This is a genomic window from Flavobacterium sp. (genome assembly GCF_044377315.1).
GTDB lineage: Bacteria > Bacteroidota > Bacteroidia > Flavobacteriales > Flavobacteriaceae > Flavobacterium.
In genome coordinates, this window is record NZ_JBILJG010000005.1 from 1 (window position 1) to 17,094 (window position 17,094).

The window sequence follows — 17,094 nt, forward strand, 5'->3', positions numbered from 1 at the left end:
TTTCTTTGAAATAAACTACCGAATTATAATTGAGTAAGGAAGTTAATGAAGATTGATTTTTAGAAATAATAGAATCATTCAGTTTTTGAACCGATAACGAACCCGAAAAAGTGTTTAAATGTAAATCGGAAATCTGAACATCTTTTAAGACAATAGTATCATTTTGCGCCAAAACAAATTGACACACCATCACAAGCACGAAAAAAAACAGTTTTCTTAAAGTCATAATTTCAGAATCTTTTTTCCCGAAGATTCGATATTTGTTAAGAAAAAAGGCAGGTCTCCTGGCTTGCGTCTTGTTGATTGTCTTCCCATTCGCCGGAGCGAACAGTGACCTTGTAGTATCAACAAGCTTAGTAGCTTACAGTTGCGGGAACAGCGTTAGATTTTTGAATTCTGAATTTTGATTTATTTGATTTTTGATTTTAAATCAGAAATCTAAAATCGTTAATCAGCAATCTCCAATCACTAACTTCCCTTTTAATGCGATTCGTGTGAACCACAACCTTAATTCGAGGTCAAAGGTATGAAAATAATTATTTATACAATTTAATTTTTTAAGAAAAATCTCTTATCTTTACACTACTAAAAACCAATTTGTTATGAAAAAACTATTACTTTTTACTTTTTTATTAGTAGGATTTGTTGCAAATGCCACATATGTTCAGGTAACTTTTAATGAAGGTTTTTATATTCAAATTGAAAACCCTAACATAGGATCGCCAAGCACTGGTAATTCTACTACTGACACTTCAATCAATTCGATTTTATTTGATCACAATGTATATAATTGTATTCAAGATTATTCTAGCTATCCAAAAATGATTATTTTTTTCAATTATTCAGGAACAAACATATCTAATTTTGTTGCTGATTTGAATAATAATGGAAACGTTTTTAAAGTTGGACTTTGTTATGAATCCCCTGAATATTATTTTCCAACTTATGCCGATATTCTTATAATTAATTTAGTTGATCTTTCAAATGGAAATCCAATAGGAATAAATTCCAATGGAAATGTATTAACTAACAATACACTATTGAATGAAATTTTTGAAACGTTTAATGTAAAAAAAATGGTTCAAGAATATCCAACTAGTGTTTGTTGTTTAGATGTTTATTCAATTCATTTTGATGGTGATATTGAAGAATTAAAAAATGCATTAGACAATTTAGATTCAATTATTGAATATTCCTTTTTTAAAGAAGTTATGATGTTATTATCAAATAAATCATTCGAAAAATTAGACATCCGAATTTTTCCAAATCCATTTCAAAATAATTTTACTATTGAAACAGAAAAAACAATTACAAATTATTCATTATTTGATCTTACAGGAAAAAAAATAATTGAAACCTTTTCAAAAAATGAAATTGACAACTTTTCATCTCAATTGAATTCAGGAGTTTATTTCTTAAATCTTGAATTTGAAAATGGACAAAAAACTAATCACAAATTGATTAAAGAGTAATTAATTATCTTCTTTCTTTTTAGAAAATTTATAAATCAGCAAAATAAATCCAACTACAAAATGTAGCAAAATGATTCCGCCAACTATGTACATGAAAGTATTTGAATTGTCTCTCATAACTTATTTTTCTGCAAATCTACTAGCTAATTAAATTAGATTTGGTATCAATTGCTTCACAAGCATCAATTTATTAAAACATTGTTTTACTTTTGTCAAAAAAAAATAGCACAATGCCTACTTTCAGATTTATTTTACCACTTTTATTCTTATTTATTTTTGTACAATGCAAACAAGAAACCAAAGCTCAATCTGAAATAACTACCACAAATACAGTCAAATACGCAAAAGGATTTTCGATTGAAAATTACTCAAATTATTCAATCGTAACTGTTAAAAATCCTTGGCCAAAAGCTTCAAAGTCATACCAATATATATTAAAAAATAAAAACGGAATTATTCCCGATTCTTTAAAAAACAATATTGTTATAAATATTCCGGTTCAATCGATTGTTGTAACTTCTACAACACATATTCCGTCTTTAGAAATGCTGAATGAAGAAAAAACGTTGGTTGGTTTTCCAAATCTTGCTTATGTTTCATCAGAAAAAGTTCGTGCTCTGATTGATGCAAAAAAAATCAAAGAATTAGGAAACAATCAGTCCTTGAATACTGAAGTTTTAATCGATTTACAACCTAATGTTATTATTGGTTATGGTTTAGATAACAATAATCCGACTTTAGATAATTTAGAAAAAAGTGGTTTAAAAGTTTTGCTAAACGGCGATTGGAACGAACAAACACCGTTGGGAAAAGCAGAATGGATTAAGTTTTTTGGTGCGTTGTATGACAAACAAGAACAAGCTAACGAAATCTTCTCTAAAATTGAAAACGAATATTTAAAAACGATTGAAATTGCCAAAAAAGCAATAGCAAAACCAACTATTTTAGCAGGCGATATTTTTGAAGGAAAATGGTATTTACCAAGTGGAACAAGTTGGGGAAGTCTGATTTTGAAAGAAGCCAATTCTAATTATTTATGGAAAGAAACAACAGGAACTGGCAGTTTATCATTATCCTTTGAAACTGTTTTTGAAAAAGCAAAAGAAGCCGATTTTTGGATAACATCGGGACAATTCTCTAAATTTAAAGAAATGACAGATGCGAATCCGCATTATGAACAATTTAAAGCTTTTCAAAATAAAAATGTGTATTCGTTTGCTGGAAGAAAAGGAAAAACTGGCGGTGTTTTGTATTATGAATTAGCACCAAATCGCCCTGATATTGTTTTGAAAGATTTAGTAAAAATTTTGCATCCAGAATTATTAGCTGGATATAAACCATTCTTTTTTGAGAAGTTGAAATAAAACACAGATTTCACAAATTATCACAGATTTTTTTTCAACTTTGCAGTTATTCAAACCTTGATAATGTACAAAACCCGAAATGCTTTTCTTTTTTCAATATTGTCATTGCTATTGCTAGTGGCATTTTTATTGAACATTACTTTCGGACAAGTTGCCATTCCTTTAAAAGAAGTTTTCAAGAGTTTATTGGGTTCAACGGCAAGCAAAAACACTTGGGAATACATCATTTTTAACTTTAGATTACCCAAAGCAATAACCGCCATTTTGGTCGGAATTGGATTATCAATTTCAGGTTTATTAATGCAAACTTTATTCCGAAATCCTTTAGCTGGTCCTTATGTATTAGGATTAAGTTCTGGGTCAAGTCTAGGAGTTGCACTTGTAATTTTAGCTTCAAATATTTTGGGTTTTGGAATTTGGAATTTGGAAGTTAGCATCATTATAGCTTCTTGTTTAGGAAGTTTTCTGGTAATGTTACTCGTTTTAATCATTTCTCAAAGATTAAGAGATACCGCAACTATACTAATTGTAGGCTTAATGTTTAGCAGTTTTACCAGTGCGATTGTTTCGGTTCTAACCTATTTTAGTTCGGCAGAACAATTGCAAAAATTTACGTTTTGGAGCATGGGAAATTTGGGTAACTTATCTTGGCAAAATATTTTCATTTTATTTATTGCCGTATTACTTGGTTTGCTATTAAGTTTACTTTCAATAAAATCGCTCGATGCTTTGTTGCTTGGTGAAAATTACGCAAAAAGTATGGGACAGAATGTGAAAAAATCAAGATATATAATCATAATTGCAACCAGTATTTTAGCGGGAAGCATTACGGCTTTTGCAGGGCCAATTGCTTTTGTTGGATTGGCAGTTCCACATTTAGCAAAATTACTTTTTCAAACCAGTAATCATAAAATTTTGTTTTGGAGTACGATTTTAATTGGTGGCATTTTGATGCTTTTTTGTGATATGATTTCGCAATTGCCAGGATTAGATTTTACATTACCTATCAATGCCATAACCTCAATAATTGGTGCGCCTATTGTAATTTGGTTATTGATCAGGAAGAAGAATTTAGTTTGATGGTTTTGAAACAAATAGAAATATAAAAATGAGTAACAACATACTTTCCGCTTCAAATTTATCCATTGGTTATGTTACCAAAAAGGAGAAAATTGTTATTGCATCTAATCTAAACTTAAATTTAAAGGCTGGAAAACTTGTAAGTTTGGTTGGTGCCAACGGAATTGGAAAATCAACTTTATTACGAACACTTTGTGGAATTCAAAAACCTATTTCAGGTATTGTTTTTTTAAATGAAAAAGATATTCAGAGCTTTCAACCGTTAACTTTGGCTCAAAATTTAAGTTTGGTTCTAACCGAAAAATTGCCACCAAGTAATTTGACAGTTTTTGAATTAATAGCATTAGGCAGACAACCTTATACTAATTGGTTAGGAAAACTTTCTGATGAAGATTTGGAAAAAGTTAATCAAGCGATACAACTCACACAAATCGAAAATTTAAAAGATAAAAAGCATTTTGAAATTAGCGATGGTCAACTACAAAAAGTTTTAATTGCTAGAGCATTGGCGCAAGATACACCTTTAATAATCCTTGATGAACCAACAACTCATTTGGATTTGTTACACAAAGTTTCTGTTTTTAAATTATTGAAAAAACTTTCAAAAGAAACCAATAAATCTATTCTATTCTCAACACACGATATTGATTTAGCCATTCAACTTTCAGACGAAATGATTGTTATGACAGAATATACAATTATACAAGATGAACCTTGTAATTTGATTTCAAAAGGTATTTTCAATTCACTTTTTAAAGATGAAAACATTGATTTTGATAATGAAAAAGGGAAATTTATGATTTCATAAAAATTACTCTACCACAATCTTTTTTACAATTTTTTCAGATGCTAAATAGATAGTAAAATAGTAAATACCAGTTTCTAATTCTGAAAAGTGTACTTTGTTTTCTATCAAAAAAGTTTTAACAATTTCTCTTCCATAAACATCAGAAATGATTATTTTAGTGTTGTTTTCAATTCCATCAATAGTAACTTCATTTCTAGCTGGATTTGGATAAATAGTAATCGAATTGAATTTTTGATTCATAACTGAAAGATTATCACAAAAATTGAAAACATCAAAAATTGGTAAAGCTTGGTTATTGTTAGAAAAATTAAAAAAACTCAAGTTTTCGTATGATGAACCTTGTCCCCATAAATCGCACAATGATGAAGAAATCCAATTAGGTTCCCAGTATAAAACACCTTTTCCACCTGCGTTATAAACTGAAGTTGTTAAATCTGAAAAAAACTGTTTTTGACCTTGTGGGCTTACTGGATAAGACAAATTTCCATACGTATTAATACTATTTGAATAACTATCGCTACTACTAGTTGTCCATGGAACACCCGTTTCAAAAATCATTACATCTTTGTTATAGGTTGTTTTTAGAGTAGTAATTAAGTTCCCTAATTGTGATAAATTAGTAAAATTGGACCATTCTGGATAAAAAGAAATTCCAATAATATCATAATTTGTAATGTTCTGTTCTGTAAACAAACCAGCAAGCCAAGAAGTTGTGTTATCTGTAAAATGAACTGCTTTTTTAATTACTGTTGCATTTGCAGCATTAAAATCGTCAACTGCCGAAAGAGCAGTATTAAATTTTGAAGCATCTTCTGTCCAAGACCAACCATCAGTGGTGTTGAAATTGTCTATAAATCCCCAGGTTGTTTCATTACCAATTGCAACGATATCAGGTATTACATTTTGATTTTTTAATTTTTCTAAAGTTGAAAAAGTGTAATTGTAAATGGAATCTAATAGGATCGTTCCCGAAAGTCCAGCCCATGCTTGAGGTCTTTTTTGTTTGCCTGGATCATTAAAATAATCGCCATAATGAATAGCCAACTTTAATTTCATTCCATGTGATTTGGCATTTGTGAAACCTAAAATAACATCATCAATTGTGTTTACTGAAATTGGAACGCCACAACTATTTACATTATTTTGTGGTGAATGAAACAAGCGCATTCGTACCATATTTGCTCCTTTTTCTGCAAACAGTTGATATGGATTTACAACAGTATTGTTTGTGTCTCTATAGATTCCACCATTGGAGAGCACAGTATTTGTATATGACAAATCTGCTCCAACAATAAAGCATTGAGCACATAATTTGATTGAAAAAAGAAAAAGAATTAAAATTAAATTTTTCATTTATTTCAAATTAATCTGTCTTTTTGCTTCACCAACAACAAATGCAACAGAATTAGCAATGTTAAAACTACGAATTAAATTTGACATTGGAATAGTTAAATGATTTTCAAATTTAGCTAAAACTTCTTTCGATAATCCAACGCTTTCTTTGCCAAAAACTAACCAATCACCATCTTTAAATTCGGCATTATATATCGATTTTGTGGTGTGCGAACTCATTAGAAAAACTCTTGACTTATCTACAATTTTATTTTCCCATTCTTCCAGATTTTGATATTCGGTTACATCAAGATGCACCCAATAATCCAAACCTGAACGCTTCAAGTTTTTATCATTTATCACAAATCCAAAAGGATGAATTAAGTGCAAACGACTTTCTGTTCCAACGCACAAACGACCAATATTTCCGGTGTTATTAGGTATTTCGGGTTCTACTAAAACTATGTTTAACATTTTTTATTGTATTTATAATTCAAAATCAGAAACTTCCAGAACTTCTCCAGCTTTTAAATCGTTTAGATATTGATTTCCAACACGAATTCGAACCAATCGCAAGGTTGGAAATCCAACTGCAGAAGTCATTTTTCTAACTTGTCGAAATTTGCCTTCGTTGATAGTTATTGTTAGCCAAGAAGTTGGTCCGTGACGATCATCTCTTATCTTTTTTCCTCGTTCGCCAAATTCTGGATTGTTATTTAAAATTGCTGCTTCACATTTTCTGGTTATATATTTTTTACCATTAAAACCAATTTCAACACCATTTTGTAATTTCTCAATCGCATCTTGATTGATAATGCCATCCACTTGAACATAATATTCTTTTTCAACTTTTTTACTACGAACAATTTCACTCATCATTCCATCGGTTGTTAACAAAAGTAATCCTTCCGAATCTTCATCTAATCTGCCAATTGCCATAATTCCTTCTGGAAAATCATATAATTCACCTAACAACTTTTTATTGCGCTTTAATTCGTATTTAAATTGCGATAAATAACCGTAAGGTTTATGAATAAGGAAATGTTGATGCATCTTTTTTTTACAAAAATAAAAAGACTGCCTAAAATGACAGTCTTTAATTACTATAATCTTTTAAAAATTAATTTCTACTTTGAACGTAATCTGATAATTCATCAACATTACTACTAAAAGTGAAAATTCCGTTTAGTTTGAAATAATTTCTTGGTTCGATACAATAATCGTAAGCGAATTTTGCAAAATTTAATTTAGTATCCTCAAAACTAAATGTATTGGCAATTTCTATAATTTGATCAACATTTAAGCAGTTTACAGTGATAACTTGTTTAGCCGTTTTTAGCCGAGTATCCTCAAAGCTCTGTTTGTTAATTGTTGCCAAAGCTGCATTAAAGTTTCCTGGCGTCATACAAGATCTTCCTCCACAACCTCTTGTATCGTTGTATTGATTACTGCTGTTACCATGGTCATGACCATCATGATTACCATGAGATGCATGTGAAGATGACCTAGTTGTTGTAGTTTGTGTAACAACACCGCCACCCATAGAATCATTTATAGATACACCCATATTGATACCTCCAATGTTTACACCAACACCCATGTTTACACCACCATTTTGAGTGGTAGTTGTGGTTGTTGTTTGTGTTGTACCACCTCTAACAGGCTCCCGAACAACCAAAACCTCTCTTGGCTGACCATAATGAACCACATGAACATTGCTTGGTGGAATAAAATCTGGACGAACAGGAATTGAAGAAAAGTAGTTTAACTTCATTTTTGTTTTGTTGTTCTTATCTCTTCTTATTTTATAGGTTACATCAGCAAAATTTCCATCGACATCTGTTAACATTAAACTATTTTTAGATACATCTTGTAATGTTGTATCAGCAAATTTGATTTTTGCATTGTAGTAAGGCTGATTCAAATCTTCAACTCTCAAATTAGTTTGCGGTTCGTCGTTAATGATTTCTCCGTTTAAAATAAGCGTAAATTTATCACCATCTTCAGAAAAAATGGTCAAATGTCCTACTGGATCAAACTGCGAAAATGATAAACTTGAAATCAGTAATAAGGCTAAAAGTGTAATTTTTCTAGTCATAAATTATGAATTTTAATTTTTTATGTAAATATAGTTTTTTTTCTAATAAATCTAAAATATTCAAAATGATGGCATTTTTTTTAACAAAAAAAAAATTGATGCAACTATTTTAAACAATATATGTATCTTTAAACTTTCAAATTTTATATCATATAATGGATTCATCAATTTTACTTTTACTTACATTTATAATCGCCTTAGCCATAGGAGTTTTCGTTGGCAAAATGCTATATTCAGCCAAATCACAATCAGAAAAAGCTTCTTTAGAAGAAAAATCAAATGGTTTGTTGTCCCAAATGAATCAACTGAAAGAGCAATTTCAAAACGAAAGAAATCAATTTGAAAAACAGTTGGCACTTTCAACTACTGAAAAAGAAACTATTCGCGCTGAGAAAGATTCATTAGCCATTCAATTATCAAAAAAAGAAACCGATTTTGAAAATCTTTGGGAACGAAATAAAGAGCAAAAACAAGAAGTAGAGCAACTTCAAGAAAAGTTTACCAAAGAATTTGAAAATTTGGCGAATAAAATTTTAGAAGAAAAAACTATTAAGTTCACCGAACAAAATAAAGAAAACTTAAAAAACATTCTTTCTCCATTGCAAGATAAAATTCAACTTTTTGAAAAGAAAGTCGAAGATACGCACAAAGAAAGTATTGATTATCACGCAGCTTTACGTCAACAAATTTTAGGCTTGCGAGAAATGAATGAGCAAATGAGTAAAGAAACACTCAACTTGACTAAAGCATTAAAAGGCGATAGCAAAATGCAAGGAAATTGGGGTGAATTGGTTTTGGAACGCGTTTTAGAAAAATCGGGTTTAGAAAAAGACAGAGAATATTTTGTACAGCAAAGTTTTGTAACCGAAGACGGAAATCGTGTTTTTCCTGACGTAATTATCAATCTTCCTGATGGAAAGAAAATGATTGTCGATTCAAAAGTAACCTTGACTGCTTATGAAAGGTATATAAATGAAGAAGATGATAATTTGAAAACGCAACATCTTAAGGAACATGTTGTTTCAATAAATCGTCATGTTGAGCAATTGGGAAACAAAAATTACCAAGATTTATATCAAATGGAAAGTCCAGATTTTGTGTTATTATTTATTCCAATTGAATCAGCATTTGCTATTGCTTTAAACGAAGATACAAGTTTATACAACAAAGCGTTTGAAAAAAACATTGTAATTGTAACACCGTCAACATTATTAGCAACTTTACGAACAATTGATAGTATGTGGGCCAATCAAAAACAGCAAGAAAATGCACTTGAAATTGCACGTCAAGCTGGAGCATTATATGATAAATTTGAAGGTTTTGTTTCCGATTTGGTAAAAATTGGTAAGAAAATGGACGAAGCAAAAATCGAGTATCAAGGCGCAATGAATAAGTTGGTTGAAGGAAAAGGAAACTTGATTACAAGTGTAGAAAAATTGAAAAAAATGGGTGCAAAAGCTAAAAAAGCGTTGCCCGAAAACATAATTAGCAGAGCTGAAAAAGACGAATCTAATAATTTAAACTAAAAACAACCCTAATCAACGTTATAAACATTCTCTTTTCGGGGCGAAACCACTATTATATAACGTAATTTGTTAAGAAAATTTTCCTTTTAAAGTTAGATAAATTGAAGAAATTTTGTAAAACCAAAAAAGTATCAAGGATTCCCATTTCTAAATTGATATTTTCGTCTCATACTAACTTTTATGGTAAAATTTATGAGGGTTATATTCTTTAGCTAAAAAATAAAATTACTTTTGTATGTACCCCAAAATATTCTAGTAGTTATTGTGTTTTGTATCAGTTGATACTTTAGATTTTCTTAATCCTAAATTGATGAGCCTATAAAAGCATCTTTAAATTATACCGTAAATAGCTCTATGGTTTTGGTATTCCAGTAAAGTTAAAAAACACAAACCGTAAAAAAGAAATATTGTAATTCTAGTTTTTTTGCGATAGTTGCAAAAAATGCAAAAGGAACAAATGTAAAGTACCAAAACTCATTTTATCTAAATTAGTCAAATGTTAGACATTTTTAATTGCTGTGTAAAATAATTTCGAATAGAAAAGACAAACAAGAACACGAGGAAGTTTTTGACTACAAATCTCTTTAAGCCTTGAAAAAACTAAAAAAACTATACTATAAAAGTAGCTTTAGATTAAGGCTTTTAACAAATAAATTATTGTTTTCACAAAAAAAACATAACATACCATGCGTTTGATTAGGTAATTATATTTTTTTTTTCTATTTTTGATGTTTATAACAAATTAATCAATGAAAAAAAATTATTTATTCTTATTACCATTTTTTTTATTTTCCCTGTTTGTTTCATGTTCAAAAAATGAAGATGAAAATTATATTAGCGTTGACACTGAAAGTAAGCAAATCGTGAATAACAATAATACCAAAGCCATTTCAATTGATTTATCACAAGTTCCTTACCCTAAATTATCTGATTATCATTTTTTTGTAGGGCAACTTAAACTTCAAAAACCTGGGCATAAAGTATTGCCATACGAGCCTGCAAGTACATTATTTACCGATTACGCGCACAAAAAAAGATTTGTTTGGATGCCTCCGGGCACCAAAGCAACTTATAATGGTGATACAAATATTTTAGAGTTGCCTGTTGGAGCTGTATTAATAAAAAATTTCTATTATGACAATGTTCAAAATGTAGTTCCAGCCGGAGCAACAAGAATCATTGAAACTAGATTAATGATACGTAAAGCAACAGGTTGGATATTTGCTGAATATGTATGGAATAATCAGCAAACAGAAGCCTTCTTAGATTTAAACGGTAGCACAACTTCTATAACATGGATAGATGAAGAAAACGTAACCAAAACTGTTCCTGAATATCGAATTCCAAATGAAGTTCAATGTATTATTTGTCACAAGAAACAAGAGACAATTAATAATGTTTTTGTAACAAAAAATATTCCGATAGCTATCAAACCACAAAATTTGAATTTTCAATATAACTACGGAACTGAAACTGTAAATCAATTGACTAAATGGATTCAGACAGGTTACTTAAATTCCAATTTTTCACTTCCTGCACAAAATGCTACAATTGTAGATTACAGCGATGTATCGAAACCTCTTGATTTAAGAGTTCGCTCTTATTTAGATATAAATTGTGCTCATTGCCATCAAAACGATAGACATTGTGATTACAGACCAATGCGATTTGCATATTCAGAAACCGGGGCTTCTAATGGTTTAACTAATTTAGGTATTTGTGTAAATACCGTTGATATGCAAAGCTTTGCACCAGCATTAAGTAAAATTATTACGCCAGGAAATAAAAATCGTTCAATGTTATACCACAGACTTAATACTAACGATGAAGCATTTAGAATGCCTTTACACGGTAGAACTGTCATTCATACAGAAGCTGTTAACATGATTGAACAGTGGATTAACACCCTACAACCTTGTCCTTAAAAACAATTAAATCAACTATAAAATGAAAAAAATTACTTTTCTAATTACAATGATGTTTTTTATACATCATACCTACTCACAAGACACATGTGACTCAGCTTTGCCTATAACAACAGCAGGTTTGTTTGTTGTTGATGTTGTAAATGGTTCTCAAGTTCCTACTCCTCTATGTGCCGCTAACGGTTCAGGAGCAAACTCTGGAGAATGGTATGCCTATACGCCAACACAAGATTATACAGTTACTGTAAGCAGTAGCATTTCGCAAAACACCCCCTCAGTAGATACACGTTTTCATGTATATACTGGAACATGTTCTTCATTAACATGTTATGCAGGAGATGATGATGCAGGTACAGGTTACTCATCTACCGATACTTTTAATGTTGCAGCTGGAACTACGTATTATATAGCATGGGACAATAGATGGACTTCTAACGGGTTTACATTTCAATTAACCGAAAACGAAATTATAGTTCCTCCAACAACGCCTATAACTTATACAACACAATCCATACCAACTATAAATAGTGCTTATAATATTTGTGTAGCTGACATGAATAATGATAAACTAGATGATATAGTGGGTGTTAGTCAAGGTAATTTAAAAATTCATTATCAGAGAGATAATGGGTCATTCAATATAGTAGAGTTTCCAGTTACTGGCGGTACAAGTAAAATGCCTACTTGGAGCTTGGCGGCTGGTGACTATAACAGAGATGGTTATAACGATTTAATACTTGGAGCAGGAAATGGTTTGTCTGTTTGGAAATCTAATCTTTTACCTGGTTCATTAACTTATACAAGTTTTAACCCAACTGATTATATTTTCTGCCAAAGAACAAACTTCAGCGATATTAACAACGATGGTAATCTTGATATTTTTTCTTGTCATGATATTGCTCCAAACTGTTATTATCTTAATGATGGTTCAGATAATTTAACTTTTTATCAAGCAACAGTAACTCCAGGCGCTATGAATGTTGGTAATTCTGGTGGAAACTATGCTACTTTGTTTTTTGATTACGACAATGACAATGATTCTGATATTTTTATTTCTAAATGTTCTGGCCCTCCTTGTGAATTAATTAGAAATGATGGCAACGATGTCTATACAGATATTTCTGCAGTAGCTGGATTAAACATTACACCTATACAAACATGGTCTTCTGCCATTGCTGATTTTGATAATGATGGTGATATGGATATTATCATTACTGCAAGTGCAGGAAATCATCACTTCTTCAAAAATAATTTAGATACCAGCAACAGTGTTGAGGAGACTTTTTCGGAGATAACCTCAGGTTCAGGATGGGATACTAATGCTTCTACAAATATCGATAACATTGCTTATGATTTTGACAATGACGGCTTTGTTGATGTTTTAGGTGGTGGAAACAAAATCATGTTTAACCAAGGTGATAATACATTTTTTCCTCAAACATATTCAGGAATAAGTGTTGGTGCCGTAGGAGACTTGAATAATGATGGTTATTTAGACATTTTGAATGGAAACACAATAAGATATGCTGTGCCAAATGGTAACAATTGGTTAAAAGTAAAACTAAACGGTGTTGAAAGTAACAGTAATGGTATAGGTGCACGAATTGAAATTTATGGTGCTTGGGGAAAACAAATTAGAGATGTAAGAAGCGGTGAAGGTTTTAAATATATGAGTTCCATTTTTGCTCATTTTGGAATTGGAACTGCTACTGAAATTACAAAGATAGTAGTAAAATGGCCTTCAGGAGTGGTTGATGAAATTCTTAATCCTGGAATAAATCAAATGCTTACAATTACTGAAAACCAAACTAATCTTGCAACTGTAGCTCCTGCAAGTTCATTTTTTAACATTACTCCAAATCCTGTGAATGATGTTATAAACATTACGTTCAAAAATTCAACTTCAGAAATAGCTTCTGCTCAAATAGTTGATCTTGTTGGAAAAGTCGTTTTGAAACCTACTGTAACTACTAACACTATTGATGTAAAATCATTAGCAAATGGGACATATATTTTAGTTCTAAAAGATAAAGATGGAAAACAAACATCAGAAAAATTCTTGAAAAACTAATTCAATTTTAGTTATAACAAAAAAGTCTCAACCATTTATTTGATTGAGACTTTTTTTTATTCACAAAATTATCTTATTGCAAAACTTGAAGCATTTCTTCAAATGAAAGCATTTCTTGTTTTCCAGAAACTAGGTTTTTGAGGGTGAATTTTCCATCTGTAATTTCTTTTACAACAAAAGGAATTTTTCTTCTTTCGGCATATTTAAATTGCTTGTCAATCTTGGTTGCATCTGGATACATTTCAACATTAATGTTGTTTTTTCTCAAATTGTAAACCGTTTGCATAACCTCAAATGACTGGCTTTCGCCAAAATTTAAAAACATTACTTTAGTTGAAGTAATAACCGTTTCTGGAAACAAATTCAATTCGTCTAGAACCAAATAGATTCTGTCTAAACCAAACGATATTCCCACGCCACTCATGTTTTTTAACCCAAAAATTCCTGTCAAATCATCATACCTACCACCGCCACCGATTGAGCCCATTGCAATAGTTTTGGGAGCAGCAACTTCAAAGATGGCACCAGTATAATAATTTAAACCTCTTGCTAAGGTTACATCAAGATCTAAAATGGCTTTTTGCAAACCTAATTTGGTTACGTTTTCGCAAATAAAACTTAATTCTTCAATTCCTTTTTTTCCTTCTTCTGAAGTGGAAAGTAAAGTGGAAAGTTTCTCTATTTTTTCTTGAATTGTTCCTTCAAAATTGAACAAAGGTTGCACTTTTATCAATGCTTCTTCGGAAATTCCTTTTTCGAGCATTTCTTTTTTTACGCCATCTTCACCTATTTTGTCGAGTTTGTCTAGAGCAACTGTAAAATCTATTAACTTATCGGAAGCGCCAATAACTTCGGCAATTCCAGATAAGATTTTGCGATTATTTATTTTGATAGTTACGCCATCCAAACCTAATGCGGCAAAAACAGCATCGTATAATTGCACCAACTCTACTTCTTGCCATAAAGATGTTGAACCTACTACATCGGCATCGCATTGGTAAAATTCTCTAAAACGTCCTTTTTGTGGACGATCGGCACGCCAAACAGGTTGAATTTGGTAACGCTTAAACGGAAACTCAATTTCGCTTTGGTGTTGCACCACATAACGCGCAAAAGGAACAGTTAAGTCGTAGCGAAGGGCTTTTTCGGAGATTTTACCAGTTAATTGTTTAGCGTTTATAGTTTGTAATTCTTCACTTGAAACTTTATCTAAAAAATCTCCAGAATTCAATATCTTAAAAATCAATCTATCGCCTTCATCGCCATATTTTCCCATAAGGGTTTCGGAGTTTTCAAAGGAAGGTGTTTCTATAGGTTGGTAACCGTATTTTTCGAAATGATGTCGCATTATCGAAATGATATAGTTACGTTTGGAAACCTCTACTGGTGAAAAATCTCTTGTTCCTTTTGGGATGCTTGGTTTTGATGCCATTTTAAGAGTTGGATGTTGGGTGTTAGATGAATAAATTTTATGCAAATATCTTGTTTTTTTGATGAAAACACAAGTTATAGTTTGCGGTTTTCAGTTGTGCATTGTCTTTCTGAAGGAATCTCATCAAATTTAGCAAACAAATTCTATAGATACGGTTAGCCCTAGCCCAGATTGCAACGGAAATCCTTTTTATTTTTTCTTTAAAAATAAAAAAATTGCAGTGTAAAGCTGGAAATAGCTTCAAAAAAAACTGAAAAATTGTAACAAATAGTGTACTTTCGTGTCAAACTTGTATATGTTTAAACTTTTTGTAGAAAATAGTAAAATTGCTTTTGGTTCGATACGAACGCAACTGCTGCGCACCGTTCTGACATTGGTGATTATCGCTTTTGGCATCATGTCGCTTGTCGGGATTTTGTCGGTGGTTTCGTCGCTTGATAGCATGCTGAACTCGAAATTTTCGTCGATGGGTTCGAACACTTTTAATATTACACAATACGAATTTGTGACCAGACAACGTGGCGGCGGTGAAGAAGAAAAAATAAATCCGATTATTTCGTATCCTGAAGCTCGATTTTTTAAGGATAAATATAAGTTCCCGTTAACGAGAAGTTCGTTATCATTTACCGCAACAGCAACGGCAGAAATAAAATTTGAAAATCAGAAAACCGATCCAGAAATTCAGGTGCTTGGCGTGGATGAGAATTTTGTAAGCAATTCGGGTCTGGAGGTTATTCAAGGACGAAATTTTAACTCTTTAGATATTCAGAATAACGCTTATATGTGTGTTGTTGGTTCCGATTTTGTGACTAAAGGTTTGCTGAAAGATGTAAATCCGATTGACAAAATAATTTCTATTCGCGGTGCTAAATTTAAAGTTATTGGTGCATTAAAAGAAAAAGGTTCGACATTTGGAAATAGTCAAGATTTACGAATTTTGATTCCGATACAAGTGGCTCGTTCTCTTTATTCTAAACCAAGTATTGATTACACTATTAGCACAATGGTTGATAAAAAAGAAATGCTCGACGAGGCGATTGACCAAGCAACTATAACAATGCGTCAAGTTCGAAAGTTAAATCCAGTTGAAGAAAATAATTTTGGGATTTCAAGAAGTGATGATTTGGTTAACAAAATTGGCGAAATGACTGGGTATTTAAGTATTGCCGCATGGGTTATTGGTATTATTACCATTTTTGGTTCTTCGATTGCGCTTATGAATATTATGATTGTGTCGGTAACCGATAGAACTCGAGAAATTGGCGTGAGAAAATCGCTTGGCGCAACTAAAAATACTATTGCTTGGCAGTTTTTTGTAGAAACCTTAATTATTAGTCAGCTTGGAGGAATACTGGGAATTATATTAGGAATTCTTATTGGTTATGGGATTTCTTCGGCTTTAGATTTTGCATTTGTAATTCCGTGGAAAGCGATTATGGCGGCTTTTGGAACAAGTTTTATAGTAGCAATCGTTTCGGGTTCTTATCCTGCTTTGAAAGCATCGAAGTTGGATCCTATTGAAGCGTTGAGATATGAGTAAATTAAGTACGAGGTACGAAATACGAGGTACGAAATACGAGGTGCGAAATGCGAAATAAGAAGTTGGAATTTTGAAGTTTTATTTTTTGTTTTGATTGTTTCTTGCCGTTTTTATTGAAGCTACTGTTATTGCTAAGATTTCATTTCCTTCTTTTAGAAGTTTTTCTATTTCAACTTTCAGCTCATTATCTTTGTTGATTTCTTGAATAATTTCTAGAAAAAAGCAACTTTCATCAGCTTCTTCTTCAACTATTTTTAGCTTATTGATAAAATCAGCTGTTGATTTTGCTCTTTGTGAAGCTCGATAATTTGCTCCAACCGAACTTGAACACCTAATAAGTTGATTTACATAAGCATTAAACTCTCTACTAGTAGGTAATTTTGAGCAAAATAATGCACAATCAATTGTAAACTTTTTGGTTCTAGCTTTCATATCTATCATAATTA

General features: G+C 31.3%; 14 protein-coding genes, 1 pseudogene and 1 riboswitch. Of the genes and pseudogenes, 8 read left to right on the top strand and 7 right to left on the bottom strand.

The features are described 5' to 3' along the window. A pseudogene (locus tag ACIQ66_RS02470) lies at positions 1-226 on the bottom strand (TonB-dependent receptor); the annotation flags it as partial. Positions 227-256: 30 nt separating this feature from the next. Further along, positions 257-525: riboswitch (cobalamin riboswitch) on the bottom strand. 77 nt (positions 526-602) lie between these two features. Between ACIQ66_RS02470 and ACIQ66_RS02475 the strand changes: the two are divergent. The 4 genes from ACIQ66_RS02475 (at position 603) to ACIQ66_RS02490 (ending at position 4,724) form a co-directional block, all read left to right on the top strand. Next, positions 603-1,472 (top strand): T9SS type A sorting domain-containing protein, encoded by an 870-nt coding sequence (locus ACIQ66_RS02475; RefSeq protein ID WP_396211228.1) that lies wholly within the window; start codon positions 603-605, stop codon positions 1,470-1,472. Positions 1,473-1,702: 230 nt separating this feature from the next. Beyond that, a complete protein-coding gene (locus ACIQ66_RS02480) occupies positions 1,703-2,836 on the top strand; it encodes an ABC transporter substrate-binding protein (protein WP_396211229.1) in 1,134 nt (377 codons plus the stop codon). 63 nt (positions 2,837-2,899) lie between these two features. Beyond that, a complete protein-coding gene (locus ACIQ66_RS02485) occupies positions 2,900-3,916 on the top strand; it encodes an iron chelate uptake ABC transporter family permease subunit (protein WP_396211230.1) in 1,017 nt (338 codons plus the stop codon). Positions 3,917-3,944: 28 nt separating this feature from the next. Further along, a complete protein-coding gene (locus ACIQ66_RS02490) occupies positions 3,945-4,724 on the top strand; it encodes an ABC transporter ATP-binding protein (RefSeq protein ID WP_396211231.1) in 780 nt (259 codons plus the stop codon). A 3-nt stretch (positions 4,725-4,727) separates the two neighbouring features. Here the strand turns inward: ACIQ66_RS02490 and ACIQ66_RS02495 are convergent, their stop codons facing one another. The 4 genes from ACIQ66_RS02495 to ACIQ66_RS02510 form a co-directional block, all read right to left on the bottom strand. Next, positions 4,728-6,077: a glycosyl hydrolase 53 family protein gene (locus tag ACIQ66_RS02495; RefSeq protein ID WP_396211232.1), complete on the bottom strand. Its 1,350-nt coding sequence runs from the start codon at positions 6,075-6,077 to the stop codon at positions 4,728-4,730. Then, positions 6,078-6,530: a tRNA (cytidine(34)-2'-O)-methyltransferase gene (locus ACIQ66_RS02500; RefSeq protein WP_396211233.1), complete on the bottom strand. Its 453-nt coding sequence runs from the start codon at positions 6,528-6,530 to the stop codon at positions 6,078-6,080. A 12-nt stretch (positions 6,531-6,542) separates the two neighbouring features. Then, complete coding sequence (locus tag ACIQ66_RS02505) at positions 6,543-7,109, bottom strand: pseudouridine synthase (protein WP_396211234.1); 567 nt, start codon at positions 7,107-7,109, stop codon at positions 6,543-6,545. A gap of 67 nt (positions 7,110-7,176) precedes the next feature. Next, complete coding sequence (locus ACIQ66_RS02510; protein WP_396211235.1) at positions 7,177-8,154, bottom strand: DUF4476 domain-containing protein; 978 nt, start codon at positions 8,152-8,154, stop codon at positions 7,177-7,179. 155 nt (positions 8,155-8,309) lie between these two features. On the opposite strand from ACIQ66_RS02510, the gene rmuC reads away from it, so the two are divergent. From rmuC to ACIQ66_RS02525, 3 genes are all read left to right on the top strand, one after another. Continuing rightward, complete coding sequence (rmuC, locus tag ACIQ66_RS02515) at positions 8,310-9,680, top strand: DNA recombination protein RmuC (protein ID WP_396211236.1); 1,371 nt, start codon at positions 8,310-8,312, stop codon at positions 9,678-9,680. A gap of 749 nt (positions 9,681-10,429) precedes the next feature. After that, positions 10,430-11,605 carry a hypothetical protein gene (locus ACIQ66_RS02520; RefSeq protein WP_396211237.1) on the top strand — a complete coding sequence of 392 codons (1,176 nt, stop codon included), beginning with the start codon at positions 10,430-10,432 and terminating at the stop codon, positions 11,603-11,605. Positions 11,606-11,627: 22 nt separating this feature from the next. Beyond that, positions 11,628-13,676, top strand: a complete 2,049-nt coding sequence (locus ACIQ66_RS02525) for an FG-GAP-like repeat-containing protein (RefSeq protein WP_396211238.1) — start codon at positions 11,628-11,630, stop codon at positions 13,674-13,676. Between the two features lie 73 nt (positions 13,677-13,749). Here ACIQ66_RS02525 and hisS read toward each other — a convergent pair whose 3' ends face one another. Next, positions 13,750-15,108: a histidine--tRNA ligase gene (hisS, locus tag ACIQ66_RS02530; RefSeq protein ID WP_396211312.1), complete on the bottom strand. Its 1,359-nt coding sequence runs from the start codon at positions 15,106-15,108 to the stop codon at positions 13,750-13,752. 295 nt (positions 15,109-15,403) lie between these two features. On the opposite strand from hisS, the gene ACIQ66_RS02535 reads away from it, so the two are divergent. After that, on the top strand, positions 15,404-16,648 hold the full coding sequence (locus ACIQ66_RS02535; RefSeq protein ID WP_396211239.1) for an ABC transporter permease: 1,245 nt from the start codon (positions 15,404-15,406) through the stop codon (positions 16,646-16,648). Between the two features lie 78 nt (positions 16,649-16,726). On the opposite strand, the gene ACIQ66_RS02540 is transcribed toward ACIQ66_RS02535, so the two are convergent. Then, positions 16,727-17,089: a four helix bundle protein gene (locus ACIQ66_RS02540; RefSeq protein WP_396211240.1), complete on the bottom strand. Its 363-nt coding sequence runs from the start codon at positions 17,087-17,089 to the stop codon at positions 16,727-16,729. Positions 17,090-17,094: the final 5 nt, after the last annotated feature.

Bases quoted from the DNA above. Each gene is read 5' to 3' on its own strand.
- ACIQ66_RS02475 (WP_396211228.1), top strand. From the start codon at position 603: ATGAAAAAACTATTACTTTTTACTTTTTTATTAGTAGGATTTGTTGCA.
- ACIQ66_RS02480 (WP_396211229.1), top strand. From the start codon at position 1,703: ATGCCTACTTTCAGATTTATTTTACCACTTTTATTCTTATTTATTTTT.
- ACIQ66_RS02485 (WP_396211230.1), top strand. From the start codon at position 2,900: ATGTACAAAACCCGAAATGCTTTTCTTTTTTCAATATTGTCATTGCTA.
- ACIQ66_RS02490 (WP_396211231.1), top strand. From the start codon at position 3,945: ATGAGTAACAACATACTTTCCGCTTCAAATTTATCCATTGGTTATGTT.
- ACIQ66_RS02495 (WP_396211232.1), bottom strand. From the start codon at position 6,077: ATGAAAAATTTAATTTTAATTCTTTTTCTTTTTTCAATCAAATTATGT.
- ACIQ66_RS02500 (WP_396211233.1), bottom strand. From the start codon at position 6,530: ATGTTAAACATAGTTTTAGTAGAACCCGAAATACCTAATAACACCGGA.
- ACIQ66_RS02505 (WP_396211234.1), bottom strand. From the start codon at position 7,109: ATGCATCAACATTTCCTTATTCATAAACCTTACGGTTATTTATCGCAA.
- ACIQ66_RS02510 (WP_396211235.1), bottom strand. From the start codon at position 8,154: ATGACTAGAAAAATTACACTTTTAGCCTTATTACTGATTTCAAGTTTA.
- rmuC (WP_396211236.1), top strand. From the start codon at position 8,310: ATGGATTCATCAATTTTACTTTTACTTACATTTATAATCGCCTTAGCC.
- ACIQ66_RS02520 (WP_396211237.1), top strand. From the start codon at position 10,430: ATGAAAAAAAATTATTTATTCTTATTACCATTTTTTTTATTTTCCCTG.
- ACIQ66_RS02525 (WP_396211238.1), top strand. From the start codon at position 11,628: ATGAAAAAAATTACTTTTCTAATTACAATGATGTTTTTTATACATCAT.
- hisS (WP_396211312.1), bottom strand. From the start codon at position 15,108: ATGGCATCAAAACCAAGCATCCCAAAAGGAACAAGAGATTTTTCACCA.
- ACIQ66_RS02535 (WP_396211239.1), top strand. From the start codon at position 15,404: ATGTTTAAACTTTTTGTAGAAAATAGTAAAATTGCTTTTGGTTCGATA.
- ACIQ66_RS02540 (WP_396211240.1), bottom strand. From the start codon at position 17,089: ATGATAGATATGAAAGCTAGAACCAAAAAGTTTACAATTGATTGTGCA.